Consider the following 23338-nt stretch of genomic DNA (forward strand, 5'->3'; position numbering starts at 1 on the left):
CCAATTTCGTTCTGAAATCCCGCTCCTAACGGCATATCGAAAAATAAGAAATAGAACAACTAAACCAACAAAAGACATAAAATATTGAAAGAGGACAATCACTATTACATAGTAATTCTTCATAAATATTCACTACTTTAACATTACCATAAATCGGTAAAAAAGTGGGAGATATTTAAATGCTTCTTCTTAAGCTAACCTGCTTCGTTCGTATTATAAGGTTAGCCAGAATGCTAAATATTTCTGGTTGACCTTATTTTTTATGGTCTTATTATAACAGTAGCCAGGGTAGAACGTATCTGCTCGTGGGGCTTTGACCCCGTCAGCTAAACGGTTCGCCCCCTACTTGTAGAAACATGATTTAGGCTGGTTGGGACTTAGATCTCGTATAACAAGCGAAGCTGTGACACTGCATGGAGGAATTAGGGGTACTGGCAAATTACTAGTTTAGGAGGATTTTGAATGAATCCAGTCGTTGGTCTGGATATTTCAAAAGGCGAAAGTCAAGTTCAAGCATTTTTAGATAAAGGCAAACCATTCAGAAAGAGTTTAAGGTATCTCATACAGTTGAAGGGCTAAGTTATCTTGTATTGTTTCTGGAGGATGTGAAAAAAGAGTCTGGTAAGAAGCCTTCAATCATACTAGAAGCTACTGGGCACTATCAAACACCTGTCGTTCATTATTTGGAAGAACGAGGTTATTTATTAATTATTATCAACCCCTTGATTTCATACAAGGCAAGAGGATCAAGTTTAAGAAAAGTAAAGACAGATGCCGTAGATGCCTTTGCCACCAACTACTTCTGATTGAATCATATAATTGTAAAAGATAAGCCTATTATACCAACGTTTTCAAATGATTCTGTGATAATCAGATTCACTTTACAACCTTGACAGAGTTGAGCTCACCTAATTATATATTTTGATTTCTGATTATCCTGTTTTCTTTTAGTTTAATTTCAGGTCATAATGGTCAATGATGACCTAAATGACTAAAAGATAATTATAAAAAGGCGCCTTTTTTATATTTCAAAATAAATATGGTTTGGTGCTTTGGTGCCATGCTTGGTGCCCAAATTTTTAATATTAAAGACACATGAAAACACTAGGAAGTAAGAAACCTTGATTTATCAGCACTTGAAGATACATGGAGATACCAGAAAAACAGGTGTCAGCAAACTTCAAAACTGCTCGAGACCTGCGTGCCAGGTCTGGTGGGTTCGATTCCCACGCAGTCCCGCCATAAAAGTTGATTTATCAAGGGTCTTTGTAGATTTACTTTGAATAAAGTTTTTACATATTCCTTCACAGTCTCACCTCTATCTACTGACAAGACTGTAGAAGGGCTGTTGGCGAGACTGTAGAGAACGTTTCCTTTAACCTCCAAATAATTATTTTTTGGAGGTTGATTTTTATGCAGACCAAGATTCGCCCAAATAGGTTAAGCCGAAAGTAGGGAAGATTAGAGAGGGCAGCAAAATGAAATCCAAAACTGAATCAAATATCCTGACATTGGATGTATAATATATTTATGACTGCTAATAAAACAGAGGGGTTAGCATCTTTTGTATATTTACAGTATCTTTACAATTAAGCACTTGAAGTTAATTAAATTTAAAACTAATATATAAGCAAATAGTTATATATTGATTTGAAGGAGATTATGCAATTATTAGGGCAACTATGACATATGAACAATATCAAAATAAGGGGAAATGTCCTTCATGTTGAAATCAGTGGTTGATATAGAGCGATCAGCAAACATATTAAAACTATTAGGGGATAAAACAAGATTATCCATTGTTGCGATGTTGAAACAACGGGAATGCTGTGTTTGTGAGTTTCTTGAAGTGTTCGAAATGAGTCAACCATCCATTAGTCAGCACCTTCGAAAATTAAAAGATGCTGGAATGGTAAAGGAAGAACGAAGAGGACAGTGGATTTACTATTCCCTTAATCAACAAATTGAGGTATATGGAATGATACAAGATATTTTGGAGCATGTACCTGATCAAACAGAAAAAATCAAAATGATTGAAAAAAACAATCCCACACTCCGATGTGGTTGTTAGTTTTATTTAACTAGGGAGTGAGAAAATGAGTAAGACAGAAAAGAAACGTCTATCGTTCCTGGACCGATACCTAACACTTTGGATTTTTCTTGCTATGGCAATCGGAATAGGATTAGGGTTTGTCTCTCCAGGTTTTGTCGATAGTATGAACAGCTTGCAGATAGGAACAACATCGATTCCACTTGCCATTGGTTTGATTTTAATGATGTATCCTCCATTGGCGAAAGTTCGTTATGAGGAGATAGGGCGTGTATTTAAAGATGTAAAAGTATTAGTATTATCGCTTGTACAAAACTGGATCATTGGACCAGTTCTTATGTTTTTATTAGCCATTATTTTTCTTCCTGATAAACCAGAATATATGGTAGGTCTTATTATGATCGGTTTAGCTCGATGTATTGCAATGGTCATTGTATGGAATGATCTTGCAAAGGGTGATACGGAATATGCAGCAGGTTTAGTGGCATTCAATTCGATTTTCCAAATGTTGTTCTTCTCTGTTTATGCATATGTGTTTGTAACCATCATCCCTGAAATGATAGGAATACAGGGGGCAGTAGTAAACATTACGATGATTGAAGTGGCTAAATCTGTTTTCATTTATCTTGGAATTCCTTTTATAGCTGGAATGATTACACGTTTTACAATGGTAAAGGCTAAAGGCAGACGATGGTACGAGAAAGTGTTTATTCCTAAAATCAGTCCTATTACATTAATTGCATTACTTTTTACGATTATCCTTATGTTCTCATTAAAAGGGGACGCTATTGTGAGCTTGCCATTAGACGTAGTTCGTATTGCAATTCCTTTATTAATTTACTTTGTAATTATGTTCTTTGTTTCCTTTTTCATGGGAAGGAAGATAGGAGCAAGTTATCCTGTTACCACAACCCTTGCTTTTACTGCTGGAAGTAATAACTTTGAATTAGCAATTGCGGTAGCTGTTGGTGTATTTGGTATCCATTCTGGTGCAGCTTTTGCAGCAGTCATTGGACCACTTGTAGAAGTGCCAGTGATGATTGCTTTAGTAAACGTGGCTTTGTGGTTCAAAAGAAAATATTTTAAAGAACATGCAGCTTAAAACTAATTCTGAAGGTGGAATATTATGGATAACAAAAAAACAATTTACTTCTTATGTACAGGGAACTCTTGTCGTAGCCAAATGGCAGAAGGTTGGGCTAAAAAGCATCTAAGTGATGAGTGGGAAGTGAAAAGTGCTGGGCTTGAAGCTCATGGATTAAACCCTAATGCTGTAAAATCAATGAAAGAAGCTGGAATCGATATTTCAAACCAAACATCTGATGTCATCGACCCTGAAATTTTAAACAATGCTGATCTGGTTGTCACGCTATGCGGACATGCATCAGATAACTGCCCAGTAACTCCTCCTCATGTAAAACGAGTGCACTGGGGATTTGATGACCCTGCAAAGGCAGAAGGAACTGAAGAAGAAAAATGGGCATTCTTCCAACGTGTCCGAGATGAAATTGGAGTTCGCATTAAGCGTTTTGCTGAAACTGGTGAATAAGAGGATTGAATACCCAGGAGAAAGTCTAATAGGTTTAAAATAAGAAAAAATCTCTTTCTTTAATTATATATTCCCTTATTAAAAGGGTCTCTATCTATAAGGAGACCCTTTGATAGATCATTAGAGTATTTCAAGAACAGCAATTAGTTGTATTTTTGCTTTGAGTTGCCGTTGAACAACACTGCTCCACTTTTTCAACTTTCGGTTTAGGAGTGCAACAAGAAGATTCATTTTCACTGTTAACTTCAATATCTGCTTTTGTATAGAAAAACTCCCATTCGTTTCCATCTGGGTCAAGAACCCAAAATTTATCTTGGAGAGCATAGCAGCATGTAGTGTTTATTTCTTCGTATTGTGTATGAATACCATTTGCTTCAAGTCTATTCTTGTGAGCAATAACCTCATCTGTGCTTTCAACCTGAATACCAAAATGTCCTACTTGATTTCCACTTACATTATCTTGAAGATTAAGGGTAAAGTTTAATCCTGGTGTTTCAAGAAGAAACTTTGCATAATCAGGCTTTACTTTAACTGGATCAACTCCAAAAACTTTACTGTAGAACCCAATGGATTTTTCTAGGTTAGTAACATTAAGACCAACATGTGCATATTTCATTTCAATTTCCTCCTAATAATTTAATTTGATTAATCATCAATAATATGATTTGGATTTATTCAATAAGCCAACGGTTTAACATGTGCAACTACAGCAATTTGATTGTACTCTTGATGACTGTCGACCTTCAGTCCATTTCTTTATGACTTTTTCAAGAAATGTTTTATAATCCCTCCTTTCAAATACTTGCAATTTGCAAGTATTTATTTTATTAAAAGAGCAAGTGATTCTTGCTCAAATTAATGGTTTACAACAAACAGTGGATTTTGACATTGCTTCGTTAAGTAATTTGACTGATTTAATAACCATTTCACGTTCAAATTCGCTCATATGTGAAAATACTTCATTTAAATATTGATTCATTTCCGCATCAATTTTAGCAGCAACATAATTTCCTTGTGTAGTTAAAGTAAGTATTGAAACACGTCTATCATCAGGAAGAGGCGCTTTTTTAACTAGTTCCATCTTTACTAGTGTTTGGATTTGGCGACTAAAAGTGGTTATATCCATCCCCAGAGTATCAGCAACCTGTTGCATGGAAGGTTTATCATGACGTAGAATTTCATAAAGGATATGACTCTGTACAAGAGAAATTTCAGTTTCACCTATTTGACAACAGTTTTTATTTAAAAGACCAAATCGCCTTGTCATAACTTGGAACAATTCTCTCACGTTTTCCATTTTTTTCACCTCTGATTTATTTATATACAAATTATTTGCAAAATGCAACCAATATTTGTTTGGAAATTAAAAATTTTTTATATATTGGTTGTAAGCAGATAAAAATCTAGGGGATAAAGTAATGAAAGAGGAATATAGAACAAGACTGGCTTCAATAAATGATCAGAATCGATTTTGAAAATTTATAATCAGGGAATTGAAGATAAGATAGCCACGTTGGAGGAAGACCAAAAATCGGTTATCATTTCCTCACTCGTGGATGGCGTTTTTATTTGTACAAAAATTAAAGAAAGCCCTATATACAAGGGCCCATTTGTCGTGTAAAGTATCGATAGTTAATTAATTCTTAGAGTTTTCCTCAATTTTATGAATATACACGACACCGCTCGTTAGAACTGAGCCATTTGTTTCACCGCAATGTGGGCAATTTATATTCTCACGCACTTTGCCTCCAGGGACATTCATTTCCGTAACTTGGAAATAAAACTCTTTTTCACATTTTTTGCAGTTCAACAAAAGACATCCCTCCGTGTATTTTATTAGTAACTCAATATATATATTCGCTAAGTTGTAAGCGTTATCCTTTTTAAAATCATTTATTTGTCGGAATTATTGAGGATATTACATTATACCTACCGGGGGAATATAATAGAATGAACGCGGTATTTCGGATATGTGCGGGTAATGGTGCGTGATATGGAAGAAATAACGCGATGTACTATTGATTTTGACTACCGTCATTATTTTGCATATGCTGTTTTACCTCAAAGTATAATAAAAAAGCTAATAAAACTAAAGGAATCGAGAACACAGTGATGACAAACCAGCCTGTGTTTATAAAATGAGAGTATATCCAAGAATACATAAAGACGCACCTCCTATTTCTAGAGTGTCCGAAACGTATCCAATTAATCAACAGCAAGGGGCCACAATCGGAGAGGCCTTAACGAAACCAATGAGTGTTTGTCGATAAGAGGTTGCAGAGAGGATCCTTTTTTCTTGTTGCAATACTTTGTGAGTGGAATAAGGTTATTGATTTGATTTAATGAGCCTGCAATTGTTTTATAAACCACACAATCATATAATTGTATGAAAAAGGATGCGTATCATGCCGATTAATTCGTTTGAAAACTATCCGATGAGCTGGAAGCCATCGATTGATAAAACAAAAAAGCCAATTTATCAAACACTTGCAGGGCAATTGGAACAGGATATTTTAAACGGTGTTTTATTACCCGGAACAAAGCTTCCCCCACAGCGCGAATTGGCCGATTATTTAGATTTAAATTTGAGTACCATTTCAAAAGCATTAAAAATGTGTGAGTTAAAGGGATTGATCAGTGCCTCTGTGGGAAGTGGCACATTTGTATCATTTGATGCGTTATCGAATTCGTATTTACTTGAAGATACAAAGCCGAAGTATTTAATTGAAATGGGAGCGACACTACCAGATAATGCTTCATACGAGCCACTACTACTCCAACTGAAAAATATGCTGCAAGAGCCTGATTATGCAAAATGGTTTGGGTATGGTCGAACAGGGGAAAGCCTCTGGCAAAAGGTTGCAGCACAAAAGCTAATCCGAAGAGGTGGATTTGAAACAACCGTTGATCACATTTTATTTACAAATGGTGGTCAAAATGCGATTGCTGCTACATTGGCAAGTCTTTGTAAGCCTGGGGACCGTATTGGTGCTGACCCTCATACCTACCCTGGCTTAAAAACGGTTGCCGCGATGCTTAGTGTGCAAATAGTCCCGATAAAGTCAGAGAACGATGAAATGAGTCCAAATGCCTTTGAATATGCCTGTAAAAATGACAATATTAAAGGCATATATTTGATTCCAGATTATCATAATCCGACAGCTTCCTGTTTGTCTGTTGAGAATCGAAAAACGATTGCAGCAATTGCTAAAAAGTATGATCAGTTCATTATCGAAGATGCAACCTATCAACTCCTCAACGAAAATCCAATTCCAGCAGTAGCATCATTTGCTCCAGAACAGGTTATCTATATTGCAAGTTTATCGAAATTAATAGCACCGGGGTTACGCCTAGCCTATGTGGCCGTGTCCAGTCGATTCAAGAAGCCAATTTCAAAGGCACTTTATAATCTTAATATATCGGTTTCCCCATTATTAGCAGAACTGTCAGCACGTACGATTGTATCGAATCAATTTGAAAACATCATTCAGAGTCATCGGGAACAAACGATTCGTAGAAACCAAGTCGTAAATCAATATTTGTCAGACTATACCTGTTTAGGTACTGAAACAGGTATTTTTCGTTGGTTATTATTACCAGGCAAAATCACAGGTGCGGAATTTGAAAAGGTAGCTGCCCAGCATGGGGTACAAGTGTTTGCGGCGGAACGTTTTGTAGTTGGAAATAGTTTGTCCAGAGCGTGCTGTAAGAATTGCCGTAAGTGCAACAGAAACACTCGAAGAGCTTAAGCAAGGATTGATCATTCTCAAAGGTTTACTAAACGATTATACCTAATTGAATTTGCTTTACATTCATAATATTGTTTGCCATACAATTATATTGTTGTATGGTTTTTTTGCGTGTGTGTTAAGATGTTCTGAAAAAGTAACTGAAAATTCAGCGTATTCTAACGTGAAGTTAGTTATTATTAAAAAGGAATGATGAAAAGTGGAAAATAAATTTGCAGAACTAATTTAGTAAAACCTTCTGAGACACGTGAAATATTAAAAGTAACCGAAAGACCAGAGGTTATCTCTTTTGCAGGTGGCCTGCCAGCTCCAGAGTTGTTCCCTGTAGAAGCTCTTAAGAATTCATGCAATGCAGTATTGAATGAAGAAGGTGCGGCTTCTCTTCAATATAGTACGACTGAAGGATATATTCCTTTAAGAGAAGCTATTAATCAAAGAATGAAAGGTATGAAAATCAACTCTACGATTGATAAAATTCTGATCACATCAGGATCCCAGCAAGCCATCGATCTTACTAGAAGAATATTTATCAATGAGGGAGATACGATTATTTGTGAAAGCCCAACCTACCTTGCAGCAATAAATGCATTCAAGTCATACAATCCCAAATTTGTTGAAGTAGTTATGGATGATGATGGGATGGTTATGGAAGAGCTAGAGAAAAAGCTGAAAGAGCATCCTAATACGAAATTAATCTATACAATTCCAGATTTCCAAAACCCTACAGGTCGCACATTAAAGCTAGAAAGACGAAAGAAAATGATAGAGCTTGCAAATCAATATGATGTACTGATTGTAGAGGATAATCCTTATGGAGCGATTAGATTTGCTGGGGAAACACTCCCGCCTGTAAAATATTTTGACACAGAGGGCAGAGTGATTTATATCAGCACCTTTTCTAAGATTTTTACTCCCGGTCTTCGACTCGGGTGGATTTGTGCAGATGAACCTTTTATTGAAAAGTACGTTGCTTTTAAGCAAACAGCTGATTTACATACTGATAGCTTTGCTCAAAGAATTACAGCAAAATATTTGGAACTTTACAATATCGAAGAGCACATTAATAATATCAAAGCAGTTTATAAAGAAAGATGTACAGTTATGTTATCTTGCATTGAGGAATTTTTCCCAAAGAATTTGTCCTACAGTAAGCCAGAAGGTGGATTATTTATTTGGGTTGAGCTTCCTGAGTCTGTTGATTCTAGGGAGTTATTCGCTGAATGTTTGGCAAATAATGTTGCGTTTGTTCCTGGTTCGCCATTTTTTCCGAATGGAACAGAGAACAATGCTTTACGTTTAAATTATTCGAATATGCCTATAGAGAAAATTAGGGAAGGTATGAAGCGTATGGGAGAAGTACTTCATCGTAAATTAGAAAAGGAAACAATTCTATTATGATTCAGAGGTTGGCGGCATTAAATAACAAGACTTTATGACTCAATTTTTGAAGTTTATTTTATTTGTAGAGGAGTACAATAATGCAATTTTACTTTGATCACCTTGTTTGGTTTTTTAAGAAACCAGAGGAAGCTATTTCTGCGTTAAAACAAAGAGGACTTCATGTTGTGAAGGGTGGGCGACATGAATCTTGGGGAACATATAATACCCTAACCTATTTTGGATTAAGTTATATTGAGTTTTTAGGAATTGAGAATGTATCAATAGCTGAAAAACATGATGAAAATCGATTGATTACGCAAATCGTTCGACAGCTGGCAAAAGAAAGTCGGGAAGGTCCTGCGAAAATAGCAATCCGAACAAATCAAATGGAAGAACTAGCAATCAAACTTAAAGTGGAAGGACTTACCGTATATGGGCCGCTAACTGGGGAGAGAGTTCGTGCTGATGGTCAAGTAATCAGGTGGTCATTGTTATTCCCTGAATACGCAGAAAACAAGGTTTCTTTACCATTTTTTATTCAATGGGAGAAATCAGATGAAGAAAGGTATTCGGAATTAGAGGAACAAAGACTGATAGGGTCACACATATTAGGCCAGCCAAAATTGGAAAGTGTTGGTTTTGTCGTAAATGATTTGGATCAAACAGTAGAAATTTGGAAGAAATTGTTTTGTCTTAGACAAGGCAAGGAGTATATTGATACGCAAACCAATGCACGTTGTAGAATTTTAGAGTTGAACGGAACTAATTTATTATTTTGTACACCAATTGGAGATGGTCCGGCTGCGAAGGTATTAAAAGAAAAAGGGGAGACTCCTTTTTTAGTGAACCTGACTGACATGAATCAAAGTCACTTTTTTGAAATGTTAAATGGTTGGAGGTTCCAGTAATATATTCAAACCATTATATAAATTAATCATAAAAAGTGAATTGGGATTAAAAACACGACAGGCGATTAACCTGTCGTGTTTTCTATAACTTAGTTTTTAAGAGTATTTTCCCAATCTGCAGCGAATTTTTCCATCCCTTGATTAGTAAGTGGATGTTTTGAAATTTGCTCAATGACTGAAAACGGAATCGTTGCAATATGTGCACCTGCCATTGCTACACGAGTAACATGATCTGGGTGACGAACAGATGCGGCAATAATTTGTGTGTCGAAATTATGAATGTTGAAAAGTTCAGCTACTTTTGATACTAATTGTACGCCGTCTTCGGAAATATCATCTAAGCGTCCTAAAAATGGAGATACATAAGTTGCACCTGCACGAGCCGCTAATAGCGCTTGGTTTACTGTAAAGATAAGCGTAACATTTGTTTTAACGCCTTTATCAGCAAGATAACGGCAAGCCTCTAAACCGTCTAAAGTCATAGGAAGCTTGATTGTAATTTTCTCATCTCCGCCGTTAATTTTAATAAGCTCCTCAGCTTGAGCAATCATTTCGTCAGCTGTAACGGCATCTGGAGTTACCTCAGCGGAAACAGACTCTACTTTTGGAACTGCTTGGCAGATTTCTTCAATGCGGTCTTCGAATTTTACGCCTTCCTTCGCAACAAGGGAAGGATTAGTTGTAACACCTGATAAAACACCAATTTTATATGCCTTTTTAATATCAACAAGGTTTGCAGTATCAATAAATAATTTCATCGTAAATTTCCTCCATATTAAGATTATAGTAGACTTTTAGCAGTTTGAACAACATTTTCAGTCGTAAATCCAAATAGCTCCATGACTGCAGCGCCTGTTCCTGAAGCACCGAAAGTTTCAATCGATAATACTTTCCCTTCTAATCCTACATAGCGTTCCCAGCCAAGAGAGATACCCATTTCGAGTGCCACACGCTTTTTGATCGAAGCAGGGAGGACAAGCTCTTTATACTCCTTCGGTTGACGATCGAAAAGTTCCCAGCTTGGCATAGCGACAACGCGAACTGATACATTTTCTTTTTCAAGTTCAGCTTTCGCGTTAATGGCTAATGACACTTCCGAACCAGTTGCGATTAAGATAACCTCTGGTTGGTCATTTGTTTGGGTTAATACGTAAGCTCCCTTTGAAAGGTTGTCTAAACCCGCTTGTGTTTCTTGGAGCACAGGAAGGTTTTGACGACTTAGGACCATCGCAACAGGACCGTCTGTTTGTTTTAGTGCATATGCCCAAGCATTTGCTGTTTCGTTCGCATCTGATGGACGAATGACGGTTAGCCCTGGGATGGCACGAAGAGAAGCTAGCTGCTCAACTGGCTCATGCGTTGGACCATCCTCACCAACCGCAATTGAATCATGAGTAAATACATAAGTGACAGGAAGCTTTTGCAAGGCTGCCAGACGAATGGATGGTCTGAGATAATCATTGAAAACAAAGAATGTGCTTACAAATGGCTTTACTCCTCCATGAAGAGCTAAACCATTGCCAGCCGCTCCCATTGCGTGTTCCCGGACACCAAAATAAATATTCCGTCCACTAAATGATTCTACCGCGAATGCTGCGTTTTCCTTGATATCTGTCATTGTGGAATGAGAAAGATCTGCGCTTCCTCCAAAAATAGAAGGAACTGATTTGACAAAATGGTTAATAGCTTCTCCGCTGGCTACACGAGTAGAGATTGTTTTACCTGTTTCAAATGTCAGGATGTCTTCTTCATTAATTAAAACCTCTCCCGTGATGGCTTGTTGCAGTTCTTTTGCTAATTCAGGATATGTCTCTTGATAAGACTGGAATAATGCATTCCATTGTTCTTCTTGACCCATTCCTCTTTGTTTTAGCTCTTCAAAATGTGCTTTAACCTCTTCTGGTACAAAGAAATCCTCTTCATAGTGCCAGCCATATACCTCTTTTGTTGCACGAGCTTCTTCTGCTCCAAGTGGATTTCCATGTGCCTTGTTTGATCCTGCCACTTTGGGACTTCCAAAACCAATCGTAGTTCTAATTTCGATCAAGGTTGGTTGGTTTACATTTTGTTTAGCTAGTGTAATAGCATTTGAGATTTCTGCTACATCATTGCCATCTTCTACTCGTAAATATTGCCAATGAGCGGATTCAGTTCTCTTTTGTATGTCTTCTGAAAAGGAAAGGTTTAATTCACCGTCCAAAGAAATATCATTGGAGTCATATAATGCAATTAATTTTCCTAGTTTCATATGGCCAGCCATTGACATGGCTTCATAAGAGACGCCCTCCATTAAATCTCCATCGCCCACTAAAGCATATGTATAATGGTCAATGACAGGATATCCATCTTGATTGAATTTTGCAGCTAAATGCGCTTCAGCCATCGCCATTCCTACTGCATTTGCAATCCCTTGCCCTAATGGCCCAGTTGTTGCTTCAACACCGTCTGTGTGACCAAATTCTGGATGACCAGGTGTTTTGCTATTAAGTTTTCTAAAACTTTTTAAATCTTCTAAAGATACATTGTACCCAGCTAAATGAAGCAAACTATACAACAAGCTAGAGCCGTGTCCGGCAGAAAGAATAAAACGATCTCGATTAAACCATTTTGCATTTGCAGAATTATGATTTAGATGATTCGCCCAAAGTGCATAGGCCATTGGAGCAGCCCCCATAGGCAGGCCTGGATGACCGGAATTAGCACTATTGATCGCGTCAATTGATAAGGTGCGAATCGTATTTACAGCTAGTGTTTCGATACTATTATTCATCATTTTTCCTCCTCTTTATTCATATGATTTTAAATAATTGGTTTGTTTACTTGCCTCAAAGAATTTCTTGCTTTTGCATTTTAACGCAAGTTTTTTCTTATTCGTGAATATTCTATCTTTAAAAACAAGAAAAAACAAGAATAACTTTGCCTGTTTTTAAAAAAAATTTGTGAATTCAAGAAAAAATAATATAATATAAGAAAAAACATGCAAAAACACGGAGGCTGATCATTGTTATGCTGAGAAAAGAACGACAAAGCAAGATTTTACAAATACTTGAAAAAGAAGGGAAAGTCGTTGCTAAAGAATTAAGCATGAAATGGGATGTATCCGAGGACACAATTAGACGAGATTTAAGGGAAATGGATTCATTAGGTCTTCTCAAGAGAGTACACGGCGGGGCATTTCCTGCATCTGCGAGCGCTTTAACATTTTCTGAAAGAACGGAAGAAAATATAGATGCAAAAAAAGAATTAGCCTTAAAAGCAGTGAAAATAATTAAAGATGGACAAGTTCTTTTAATAGATGGAAGCACAACCAATCTTTTTCTGGCTCAAGAAATTCCACTAGAGTTTAAAGGGACCGTTATTACGAATAGTCCCTCTATTAGTTTGGCATTATCCAAACATCCAAATATTGATATCATCCTTTTGGGAGGAACCTTTTTTAAAGAATCTTTTGTGACTGTAGGATTAGATGTTATTGAAGTGCTTAAAAATATTAGAGCCGATCTCTGTTTTTTAGGAGTGTATTCTTTGCACCCTGACTTTGGTATCAGCATTCCTCATATAGAAGAGTCTTATGCTAAACGTCAGATGATTAAAAGTTCAAATAAGATCGCAACCCTGGTTACAAGAAGTAAACTTAATACGATTTCCAATTACTTGGTTGGTCCTGTTTCAGAACTTGATTACTTAATTACCGAAGACGGTCCATTAAGTCATAATTTAAATAAATACATGGAATTCGATATTGAAATCATTTGACTTTAGTTTAAGCCAACCAATTTACAAATTGACCCCTGTCTCAAATAAATGGAAATCCCCAAGGTACTGTCAGGATGATAGTGCCTTCATTATTTTTTTAATTCATACTTTACAGATAGGAATTATTGGGTTTATAATATTATTAATCTAATAAAAAATTTAATCAGACTGAATTTAAAGTTGATGGAAGCAAGGGAAGTTTGTTGAAAACAGAAGGAGTGTTTATGATGAGAAAAAATGATGAAAAAAAGCGGAACAAACTTATCAATAAACTAATTTTTTTAAATGTATATAATAAAGATGATCAACAGCTTTATAAATTTCCATTATCGAAATTAGAATATGAGTATAGGAAATTTAAATTACAAAACCATCCACATGGTGAGTTCGGCTCAATTCAATGGGTTTAAAATAGTCTAGCTTGTATGAAGGAATGTTAATTGTCTAAGACTGTATGGTGTTTCCGCACCTGCAGTCTTTTTTATATTTTTCAAGGCAGGAATTTAAAACCATTACAAAAGCATTCATATTAAATTTTCAAAATCTAAAAAACTATTAACATATTTAGACAAATGGAAGAGAAGAATATATACTTAATATCAGGAAAAAGCATGAAAAGAGGAGAAATAATGGATATAAAACGTCAAAATGTCGATTTTGGTAATTCTATCTTTCAAACCCTTGTAGATGGTTATTATTTTGAGGTTCCTACAAATGTCGTAGAAATAACGAAGGAAAAGGCAGACGGCCACTATCCGTCTACTTTTAATGATCCCCAATACCTTCTTCAAAATATGCTCATTTCAACTAAGATAGACGGTGTAGAGAAATATTATCTGGTGGGCGATTCAGCGGAAAAGCAGGTGTTAGGAAATATTCATATCAACAAGCTTCATGATAAAACAGAATCTGAGATTCCTTACGTGATGTTCCTGGCTTCAGTGGCCTATTACAATGTATTAAAAGGGAATGGTCAAGAAGATAATAGAGTGAACATTAATTATTTTTCAACCATGCTTCCAATTTGGTTACTTAAGAAAACGAACAAGTTCAGTGATATGCAGAATAAAATGGCCAGCCGATTTGAAGGGGAGCACCAAGTAGCGATTTTAACTCCAGGATTTGAAAGAGTTATTTCCATTCACGTCGAAACTAGCAAATGCCGGATTGAAAGCGAAGTTGCTCGTTGGGCAATTAAAAAAGATTTTGATTTGCAAGATCGTGAGGAAGCCAATTCATTTAATAATTATGAAACCCTAATTGTCGATTTAGGGGGAGGGACTGTTGATCTTGCTTTGCTTCAAGCCGGACTTCAAGCTCCTAAGAGCAGGGATTCATTAAACTGTTTTGCTGACATTTCGTACTTAAAGCATATCGATAAACTGAGAAGTGAAAAGTTACTTGAGTATTTTGAGGATGTTCGCTCGCTAGAAGAATTCATTATTAAAACAATCGAGAAAACAAAAATGGAGCAACAGGATGGAAATAGTGGTAAAAAAGTTGATCTTACAGAGCAAATCCATGAGTCATTAAGAGAGTACACGCAAATATTATTAACGAAAATTGAAAACACTTTCCCATCTCCTAAAGATAAAGTTTATAAATATGTTTATATAGGTGGAATCGCAGGGATTCTTAAACGCTTCATCGAGGAATCGATTGATACAAGGTATGGCGTCGAAATTAGAGAGCAAAATCATCTATTCCTACCTGATTCAAGAAAGTTAAATTTGTATGGACTAGAAATTCTAAGCAGGCATGAAACAAACGCTGTTTTCGCATAAGAAGGGGAGAAGAACGTATGAGCAACAAAGATCATCTTCTTGGTGATAAGTCCGCTTCCGGAGTAAACAATAGGGATTCCCATCTGGGTGCACAGATGTTTGCACCATTTTACGCTCTCTCAAACTTTTTTTTAACGGCTGCTAATCTCCAAACGGATGTGTTCAGATTAATGAAGATGGAGTCAGTAAGTAAAAACGAACATGTAGGGTTGACATTAAAAACTTCGAAAATCTCTCCAAAAGTGTATTCATTTCTTGAGCAAAAAGCCCAAGCAAATGAACTGGAGGATTATCTAACAAAGCTTGTTGAGAAGGATATGAATAAATTTGAAAAAGAAGAGACAATAGATACACTTCGTGAAGAGTTTTTAGCTAAGATCAACCAACTTAAACAAGAATTTGCCTCCCGTTTCGATGTTGGCAGAACTGGGGTCGGGTCCGTTCAAACAAACGAGTTACAGGATTTTGTAACAAAACTTGGTGAGCAAAAGTTAGATAAGGATCAATTCCAAACGTTGTTAAAATCCCTTCGCAGCGAGTTATTAAATGAAATTAATAGACTTAAAAGTGAACTTATTGTTCGTCCAGTTGATACTGCAAATCCAAGTAACACAACGGCCGTTGTGGAACAAGCTAATGAAGTGAACGATTTGAAAGAAGGTCAATTGCTCGAAAGTGATCGAGTTACAGGGACAATTAAAGAGATTATAGATATGGATTTTTAAAATATGAAGTAGCGGGACGATGTTCCACTACTTTTTTTAAATGATGGGTATTATGGTTTCCCTGTTTATGTATGGTTTTTTATTGAAGCTTCGATTTGGTGGGGAAAAGTAAAAGTCTCCTCCCTCATCCTAACTATTAAGTTTAAGTAATTTCCTGGAATTCTCGGAAGTGAATAAGGATGGCAGAGTTGAATAAGACGACATAAAAAAGATGATTTCATCATATTTATCACCAATTAGAGGTTAAAGAGGTGAAAATATGTTACGCAATGTTGGCAGAAGACTTATCTGGTTTCTGATCGGAAGCACGATCTATGCTACATTTATCGGGTATACCCTGTTTAAGGCTGGCCTCATATCACTTCCAGGTATTCCTAAATCTCAAGGAGCAATGAGTAATAAACATCCTAATCGAAATAGAAGAGTTGGTAGAATTCGAATTACTTAGAATATGATATCGTTGACTTTAATAGTGTCTCTGTAGCATTGCAATGTCACCATTTGAAGACTGCCAGATTATTAAGTTTATAAGAGGTTTGGGTTTCTTGCACCCCAATGTGCTAAAGGCCCAAACCTTTTTTTTTTGGTAATTGTTAAAAAATCTAGTTGACATAGAGATTCTTAATGGTAATTTAACTATAATTTAAGTTTATCTGATAATATAAATAATATATCTCAATCGAATACATAGAAAATAAATGATGAATTTTGAAAGGGGATACATAATTTTGAACTCAAAGTACCTAGACTTACTTGTCCAAAAATATGATTGTGAAGAAAAAGTAGTAACTGAAATTATTAATCTGGAAGCCATTCTTAATTTACCAAAGGGAACAGAACATTTTGTCAGTGATTTACATGGGGAATATCAGGCTTTTCAACATGTGTTAAGAAATGGTTCAGGGAATGTAAAAGAGAAAATCAGGGACTTGTTTCAAGATGTTTTATTTGAAAAAGAAATAAATGAATTTGCGGCATTAGTTTATTATCCTGAAGAAAAGTTACAAATAATTAAAAATCATTTTAGTAATGAAGAAGAATTAAACCAATGGTACATTGTAATCATTGAGCGGATGATAAGGCTTATTTCTCATGCATCCTCTAAATATACACGTTCGAAATTAAGAAAAGCATTACCGAGTCAGTTTGTGTTTATTATAGAAGAGCTGCTATACAAAACATACCAATCTACAAATAAAGAACAATATTATACGGAAATAGTCCAACAGATCATCTCTTTAGGTCAGGCAGATAAACTCATAACAGGGCTTGCCTATACCACACAGAGATTAGTTGTCGATCATCTTCATGTAGTGGGGGATATTTATGATCGTGGACCTGAACCTGATAAAATCATGGATACTTTGATCAATTATCATTCCGTTGATATTCAGTGGGGAAACCATGATGTATTATGGCTGGGTGCATTTGCTGGTTCAATGGTTTGTCTCGCTAATATCATACGGATCTGTGCGAGATACGACAATTTGGATATTATTGAAGATGTATATGGAATCAATCTTAGGCCCCTGCTGAATCTTGCGGAGAAATACTACGAGGACAATCCAGCTTTCAGGCCTAAGCTACATTCGGAAAAGAAATTTTCGGACCATGAAAAATTACAAATAACGAAAATTCATCAAGCAATTGCGATGATTCAGTTTAAACTCGAAATGCCTATTATAAAGAGACGCCCGAATTTTAATATGTCAGAAAGGCTATTGCTTGAGAAAATTGATTATGACAAGAGCGAAATAACGATTAACGGGAGGACCTACCCTCTAGAAAATACTTGCTTTGCAACCATAAATCCGGAGCAGCCTGATCAATTATTAGAAGAAGAAAAGCAGGTTATGGAAAAATTATTATTTTCTATCCAGCATTCTGAAAAGCTTGCTAGACATATGAATTTCTTAATGAAGAAAGGGAGTCTGTATTTAAAATATAATGGGAACCTATTAATACATGGTTGTATTCCTCTTGATGAAGAAGGGAATATGGGAAAAATGGTGATTGAAAATAAAACCTATTCAGGTCGTGATTTACTGGATGTATTTGAACATTATTTGCGCCATTCTTTTGCACATCCTGAAGAGACAGATGATCTTGCGACAGATATGGTCTGGTATTTATGGACAGGAGAATATTCCTCACTCTTTGGAAAAAAAGAAATGACAACTTTTGAGAGGTACTTTATTAAGGATAAGTCCACTCATAGAGAGGGGAAGAATCCATACTATCATTTACGTGAAAATGAAGATTTTTGCCGCAGAATTCTAACTGAATTTGATCTGAATCCTGACCAGGGGCATATTATAAATGGACATACACCAGTGAAAGAAATTGAGGGAGAAAATCCAATTAAAGCAAATGGTAAGATGATTGTCATCGATGGCGGTTTCTCTAAAGCTTATCAATCAACAACAGGTATTGCAGGATATACATTACTCTATAATTCCTATGGTATGCAGCTCGTCGCACATAAGCATTTTAATTCAAAAGAAGATGTCCTGCTAAACGGTACTGATGTTTTATCAATAAAAAGATTGGTAGATAAAGAATTAAAGAGAAAAAAGGTAAGAGAAACAAATATTGGAGAGAAATTATTACAGGAAATCTCTATTTTGAATAATCTGAGAGAACATCGCTATATGGATTGACAATAATTATGACATGGGGCAGGAACACTGTCCCAGTTTTTTTGCATATAAAAAATCAAGGTTTGATAAATGGGGAGAAAAAAATAAGGAGAGGGGACATAGGTGTGTCCTCTCTCTCCTTATTATATTGTTTTTTTATATATTGCAATATAGAATTTAAGCTATGACAGGTTAGTCCCTTAATACCAATAAACGTTCTTCGATCTCGTTTATATTAATAGTCCTTTGTGAAACTCCTGTTTCCATTGCAGCCTTAGCTACTGCAGCGGCAACATGTGCAGCTACTCTAGGATCAAATGGATCCGGAATAACATAATCCGGGGTAAGCTCTTCATCCTCAATTAACCCAGCAATCGCATAAACAGCTGCTAGTTTCATTTCTTCGTTGATTTCTTTTGCACTAACATCTAAAGCACCGCGGAAAATGCCAGGGAATGCTAATACGTTATTGACTTGATTTGGAAAGTCCGAACGGCCTGTCCCGACAACAAATGCTCCAGCTTCCTTTGCTTCTTCCGGCATGATTTCCGGAATCGGATTTGCCATTGCAAATATAATAGAATCACGATTCATCGAACAAACCATTTCTTTTGTAACGGCTCCAGCTGCTGATACTCCAACAAATACATCCGCCCCAACAAGAGCATCTGCCAGTGTACCTTGCTTTTGTTCTTTATTAGTGATGCGTGCCAGTTCCTCCTTAAAACGATTCATCCCATCTGGGCGACCTTCATAAATGATTCCTTTTGTATCACATAAAATAACATCTTTTACACCCATATTAAGCAGCAGCTTAACGATCGCTACCCCTGCAGCACCTGCGCCGTTTGCAACAACACGAATATCTTCTAATTTTTTGTCAACGAGTTTCAACGCATTAATTAACCCTGCAGCGGTAACAATGGCTGTGCCATGCTGATCATCATGGAAAATTGGAATATTACAAATTTTTCTCAATCTGTCTTCGATTTCGAAGCATTGCGGTGCAGCAATATCTTCCAAATTCACACCACCAAAAGTCGGCTCTAATAATTTAACGACCTCGACAATCTTGTCTGGATCTGATGTATCTAAGCAAATTGGGAATGCATCAACATCTGCAAATGATTTGAATAATAAGGCTTTCCCCTCCATGACTGGCATAGCGGCTTTAGGTCCAATATTTCCAAGCCCTAATACAGCTGTTCCGTTGGAGACAACAGCAACGAGGTTCCCTTTTATTGTATAGTCATACACTTTGTTTTCATCTTTATAAATTTCCATACACGGCTCAGCAACCCCAGGAGAATAAGCAAGGCTCAAATCCTTTGCATCACGCAAGGGGACCTTTGACATAACGCCAAGTTTTCCTTGCTTTTCCTTATGTATCCTTAATGCTTCTTCATGTAAAATTGACATAAATTTTTTTCTCTCCCATTTATTAATCATTATTTGTGTTGCGCCTTTATTAAAAAAATATAAGTTACTATACGGATGATAATAATATAGTTTTCAGAATAATAAAAATTGATAAAAATTATACTTATCTATAAGAAATTTTTATATGGAAAAAAAAGGATTTTTGTGGAATGATCATCCTAGATTGCAGCCCATTAAAGTATTTTTCTCTTTTCTAATAAAATGAAAAAAAAGAGAAGAGAAACGTCACTATCGCGTTTCCCTTCTTTTGGTTATCTATTTATTTCAACATACTATCTAAATAGCGGATTACTTCAACTGGTTTTCCGGAAACTTTCTCATCCCGTTCTTGATCTTTAACTAGCTTTTCTTTTGCTATCCTTAATACTTTTTCCTCAATAGCTTTCGGAACGACTACAACCCCATCAGCATCCGCTACAATGATATCTCCGGGGCTTACTGAGGTTCCACCGCAAGAAATCGGCACGTTTACTTCTCCCCAACCACCCTTAGCACTGGATGCAACAGTCGTACCTTTGCAGAAGACTGGAAAATTAAGCTTTTTTACACCAAGGATGTCACGAATAACCCCATCGGTTACGATCCCTGCAATTCCTAATGTTTGTGCAAGTCCAAGGATAAAATCCCCTGCAATGGTACGATAGCTATCACCTTTGGCATCCACTACGAGAATATCTCCTGGCTTGGCTTCACGAATCGCACGTAACACGCATTGATTATCACCAACAGGCATTTTTACAGTATAGGCACGACCTGCTATTCTGTATTCCTCTTTTAATGGTTTAATTAATGGATCCATGTTATTTAATCCTTGCATTGTGTCAGAAATGCATGTGGTTGGAATCCCTTGAAATGCTGAAACAAACTCGCTCATTGAGTTGCCCTCCTTTAATATTGTAATAGAAAGTTATTCTATACTACTAAAAACATTGGACTTTAAATAATAGTAAAAAATAATGGATGAATAAAACCAAAAGGAATCTGAAAAAGGGGTGTAAAATTTCATGTCACCATTAATCCTATTCAATTAGATAGGTAATTATGAGAGAGTTTACATTTTTGAAGATAGGGGAGGGGAGACAAAGGTCTAAGATGAAATGGATTTACGTAAACCTATTAAAAAAAGAGAGGAAATATCCTCTCTCCATGAATAAACTAAAAATAGACTCTGCACTTTATATTAAGTTATCTGAAGGCTCTACTCTTTAAGCGTTCTGCTAAAGGTACTACAATGATACCTGCTATTACGACCTGCATGATGTTACCAGGGATGGAGCCGAATGGCTGTATCCAATTGCTATAAAGGATCACTTCTGCAAAATAATAGCCAACAACCTTAATTATTAATGCGGTGGCAATTGCTAGAGTGTTAACAAACATTTTATTGCCAGGTACTTTTTCGGAAATAAGTCCGACTACAAAGCCCATTGCACCTACGATGATAAATGTGAATGGGGACCAAATAGCCCAGCCTGAGATTAGATCGAAGAACCCCATACCGAAAGCTCCAGCTATGGCTCCTGTTTTCTTGCCGTAAACCAGGGCAGCAATAAAAAGTGGAACGTTGCCCAGATGGATAAGCCCTCCGTTACCCATAATTGGGAGCTTAATGTTAATGAACATCGTAGCTAAAAGAGTTAGGGCAATGAATAATGCATTGATGACAATGACTTTTGTCTTAGATGTTGTTTTTGGTGGTGAGAATGTGGATTCCATATGTTAACCCCTTCTTTTTTTAAAAATAATATCATACAAATAATATTTAATAAATGGAATTTTGAAACATTTATTAGATTTTAAGGTAATTTTCCACATCTACCGTTAAAGAAAATCCATATAAATAGGAGTAAAAGAAAATAGGAGTAGAAATCATTGGACAAACAAAATAGCAGATTTAGATGGATTGTATTTGCTTCTGTCATGTTTACTTATTTATTGATGGCGAGCCAACGAACTGCACCGGGGTTGATTACAGAACAAGTGATGAAGGATTTTAATGTAACTGCTACAACGATTGGTTTACTTACAAGTATACAATTTTTTGTATACACAGGATTGCAAATTCCAATGGGTATTTTGGCAGATCGGTATGGACCCAATTTTTTCCTCGTGATAGGTGCCATACTTACTGGCATAGGTACAATCATGTATAGTCTTGGTACCGATGAAATTGTCCTGTTTTTGGCCAGAATACTGACGGGGACGGGGGATGCGACCATTTGGGTAAATATGGTGTTAATTTTGGGTCAATGGTTTAAAGTAAAGGAATTTGTTCGATTAATTGGTTTGGCGGGAATGACGGGAAGTCTTGGTTTCCTTTTTGCAACAGTCCCGTTCTCCATATTAATTAATTTACTTGGTTGGAGGGGGGCATTTTTTTCAGCAGGACTGCTCTTATGTCTTTGTGGAATCCTTCTTTATTTTGTTCTCATAAAAAAACCAAACCAAATTTTTCTTACCAAATCCGCCGCTGTTAAAGAGGTGATACCACGCGAAAAAACGTTTACATTACTACGAAGAATATTCTCGAATCGACAGGCCTGGGCTTTATTTTTTTGTCACTTTGGGGTTGTAGGTGCTTATGTGGGATTTATCGGTTCGTGGGCAGTGCCTTATGGGATGGATGTCTATGGAATGACTCGTTCAGATGCAAGTCAACTTATTATGATTGGACTGATTGGAGCACTTATTGGTGCACCTCTAACTAGTTGGATTTCAAGTCGATTAGACACAATTAAACGACCTTATGTTATTGTTCATACTATGATTTTATTGAGTTGGTCCTTCTTTCTTTTATTTAAGGGGAATCCACCCTTTTCCGTGCTCGTTCTGCTTTTCTTTATCATTGGCTTTGGTTACGGGGCAAGTGCCTTAACTTTTGCTGTCGTTCGCCAATCTTTTCCGATGATAGAATCCGGCATTGTATCGGGGTTTGCGAATACAGGCGGATTTCTAAGTGCGGTATTGCTGCCAAGCATTTTTGGATATATTTTGGATCATTTTCTGACAGCTTCAGGTAGTGTGGGTAATGGATACTACTACGGTTTCATTACTCCAGTTATCTTCTCTATGATTGGTGTGATAGGTGTGATTTGTATTAAGGAAAAGCGCCAGATGAAAAACATGACTCAAAATTAATAAGAGTCGTGTTTTTTTATTCTATATTTGGCTAACAAACAAGAGTTCAAAACTTCTGTCATTTGCAACATTTACATAGATATTGTTAGAAAGTTCGAATGTATGGACATCTCTTCTAATAAAGTAAAAGTAACGGGAGTAAAAAGGCTTCTTAGCCGGAAAACAGCCACCGAGTTTCACATTACTTGTAACTAAAGAAACGAAGTGTTTTTTAATAAAG

At 36.3% G+C, this 23338-nt stretch carries 20 protein-coding genes and 2 pseudogenes; 14 read left to right on the plus strand and 8 right to left on the minus strand.

From position 1 onward, the window contains the following. Positions 1 to 462: 462 nt before the first annotated feature. From COJ96_RS17625 to arsC, 4 genes and pseudogenes are all read left to right on the plus strand, one after another. Positions 463 to 788 (plus strand): annotated as a pseudogene (locus COJ96_RS17625) (IS110 family transposase); the annotation flags it as partial. A 935-nt stretch (positions 789 to 1723) separates the two neighbouring features. Further along, the gene (locus COJ96_RS17630) at positions 1724 to 2071 is read left to right on the plus strand and encodes an ArsR/SmtB family transcription factor (RefSeq protein ID WP_098575119.1); all 348 of its coding nucleotides are present in this window, start codon (positions 1724 to 1726) and stop codon (positions 2069 to 2071) included. A 25-nt stretch (positions 2072 to 2096) separates the two neighbouring features. Continuing rightward, positions 2097 to 3152 carry an ACR3 family arsenite efflux transporter gene (gene arsB, locus COJ96_RS17635; RefSeq protein WP_098575120.1) on the plus strand — a complete coding sequence of 352 codons (1056 nt, stop codon included), beginning with the start codon at positions 2097 to 2099 and terminating at the stop codon, positions 3150 to 3152. 24 nt (positions 3153 to 3176) lie between these two features. Further along, on the plus strand, positions 3177 to 3599 hold the full coding sequence (gene arsC / locus COJ96_RS17640) for an arsenate reductase (thioredoxin) (RefSeq protein WP_098575121.1): 423 nt from the start codon (positions 3177 to 3179) through the stop codon (positions 3597 to 3599). A gap of 130 nt (positions 3600 to 3729) precedes the next feature. On the opposite strand, the gene COJ96_RS17645 is transcribed toward arsC, so the two are convergent. The 3 genes from COJ96_RS17645 to COJ96_RS28755 form a co-directional block, all read right to left on the minus strand. Beyond that, positions 3730 to 4215 (minus strand): ArsI/CadI family heavy metal resistance metalloenzyme, encoded by a 486-nt coding sequence (locus tag COJ96_RS17645; protein ID WP_098575122.1) that lies wholly within the window; start codon positions 4213 to 4215, stop codon positions 3730 to 3732. Positions 4216 to 4449: 234 nt separating this feature from the next. Continuing rightward, the gene (locus COJ96_RS17650; protein WP_098575123.1) at positions 4450 to 4896 is read right to left on the minus strand and encodes a MarR family winged helix-turn-helix transcriptional regulator; all 447 of its coding nucleotides are present in this window, start codon (positions 4894 to 4896) and stop codon (positions 4450 to 4452) included. A 718-nt stretch (positions 4897 to 5614) separates the two neighbouring features. Further along, entirely contained in the window at positions 5615 to 5761 is a 147-nt protein-coding gene (locus COJ96_RS28755; RefSeq protein WP_180230167.1) for a hypothetical protein, read from the minus strand. A gap of 243 nt (positions 5762 to 6004) precedes the next feature. Here COJ96_RS28755 and COJ96_RS17660 point away from each other — a divergent pair. The 3 genes and pseudogenes from COJ96_RS17660 (at position 6005) to COJ96_RS17670 (ending at position 9636) form a co-directional block, all read left to right on the plus strand. Beyond that, a pseudogene (locus tag COJ96_RS17660) lies at positions 6005 to 7394 on the plus strand (aminotransferase-like domain-containing protein). 164 nt (positions 7395 to 7558) lie between these two features. Beyond that, positions 7559 to 8746, plus strand: a complete 1188-nt coding sequence (locus COJ96_RS17665) for an aminotransferase-like domain-containing protein (protein WP_098575125.1) — start codon at positions 7559 to 7561, stop codon at positions 8744 to 8746. Positions 8747 to 8826: 80 nt separating this feature from the next. Beyond that, positions 8827 to 9636: a VOC family protein gene (locus tag COJ96_RS17670; protein WP_098575126.1), complete on the plus strand. Its 810-nt coding sequence runs from the start codon at positions 8827 to 8829 to the stop codon at positions 9634 to 9636. Positions 9637 to 9725: 89 nt separating this feature from the next. Here COJ96_RS17670 and fsa read toward each other — a convergent pair whose 3' ends face one another. Next, positions 9726 to 10394 (minus strand): fructose-6-phosphate aldolase, encoded by a 669-nt coding sequence (gene fsa, locus COJ96_RS17675; protein ID WP_098575127.1) that lies wholly within the window; start codon positions 10392 to 10394, stop codon positions 9726 to 9728. A 23-nt stretch (positions 10395 to 10417) separates the two neighbouring features. Further along, positions 10418 to 12406 carry a transketolase gene (gene tkt, locus COJ96_RS17680; RefSeq protein WP_098575128.1) on the minus strand — a complete coding sequence of 663 codons (1989 nt, stop codon included), beginning with the start codon at positions 12404 to 12406 and terminating at the stop codon, positions 10418 to 10420. A 236-nt stretch (positions 12407 to 12642) separates the two neighbouring features. On the opposite strand from tkt, the gene COJ96_RS17685 reads away from it, so the two are divergent. The 6 genes from COJ96_RS17685 (at position 12643) to fbp (ending at position 18561) form a co-directional block, all read left to right on the plus strand. Beyond that, complete coding sequence (locus COJ96_RS17685) at positions 12643 to 13392, plus strand: DeoR/GlpR family DNA-binding transcription regulator (protein WP_098575129.1); 750 nt, start codon at positions 12643 to 12645, stop codon at positions 13390 to 13392. 227 nt (positions 13393 to 13619) lie between these two features. Then, positions 13620 to 13802, plus strand: coding sequence for a Fur-regulated basic protein FbpA (locus COJ96_RS17690; protein WP_098575130.1), 183 nt, complete (start codon positions 13620 to 13622; stop codon positions 13800 to 13802). A 219-nt stretch (positions 13803 to 14021) separates the two neighbouring features. After that, complete coding sequence (locus tag COJ96_RS17695; protein ID WP_098575131.1) at positions 14022 to 15176, plus strand: ParM/StbA family protein; 1155 nt, start codon at positions 14022 to 14024, stop codon at positions 15174 to 15176. 17 nt (positions 15177 to 15193) lie between these two features. Continuing rightward, a complete protein-coding gene (locus COJ96_RS17700; protein ID WP_098575132.1) occupies positions 15194 to 15901 on the plus strand; it encodes a hypothetical protein in 708 nt (235 codons plus the stop codon). Positions 15902 to 16160: 259 nt separating this feature from the next. Next, the gene (locus COJ96_RS17705; protein ID WP_098575133.1) at positions 16161 to 16349 is read left to right on the plus strand and encodes a hypothetical protein; all 189 of its coding nucleotides are present in this window, start codon (positions 16161 to 16163) and stop codon (positions 16347 to 16349) included. Positions 16350 to 16629: 280 nt separating this feature from the next. Then, complete coding sequence (gene fbp / locus COJ96_RS17710; RefSeq protein WP_142333020.1) at positions 16630 to 18561, plus strand: fructose-1,6-bisphosphatase; 1932 nt, start codon at positions 16630 to 16632, stop codon at positions 18559 to 18561. 171 nt (positions 18562 to 18732) lie between these two features. On the opposite strand, the gene ystJ is transcribed toward fbp, so the two are convergent. The 3 genes from ystJ to COJ96_RS17725 all read right to left on the minus strand — a co-directional run bounded on the left by ystJ (position 18733) and on the right by COJ96_RS17725 (position 21696). Next, entirely contained in the window at positions 18733 to 19959 is a 1227-nt protein-coding gene (gene ystJ, locus COJ96_RS17715; protein WP_098575135.1) for an NADP-dependent malic enzyme, read from the minus strand. 280 nt (positions 19960 to 20239) lie between these two features. Further along, a complete protein-coding gene (locus COJ96_RS17720; RefSeq protein WP_098575136.1) occupies positions 20240 to 20854 on the minus strand; it encodes an RraA family protein in 615 nt (204 codons plus the stop codon). Positions 20855 to 21165: 311 nt separating this feature from the next. Then, on the minus strand, positions 21166 to 21696 hold the full coding sequence (locus COJ96_RS17725; protein ID WP_098575137.1) for an ECF transporter S component: 531 nt from the start codon (positions 21694 to 21696) through the stop codon (positions 21166 to 21168). Between the two features lie 156 nt (positions 21697 to 21852). Here COJ96_RS17725 and COJ96_RS17730 point away from each other — a divergent pair, with 156 nt between their 5' ends. Then, positions 21853 to 23118 (plus strand): MFS transporter, encoded by a 1266-nt coding sequence (locus COJ96_RS17730; RefSeq protein ID WP_098575138.1) that lies wholly within the window; start codon positions 21853 to 21855, stop codon positions 23116 to 23118. Positions 23119 to 23338: the final 220 nt, after the last annotated feature.

Source organism: Bacillus sp. AFS073361, from assembly GCF_002567005.1.
Taxonomy (GTDB): Bacteria; Bacillota; Bacilli; order Bacillales; family Cytobacillaceae; genus Neobacillus.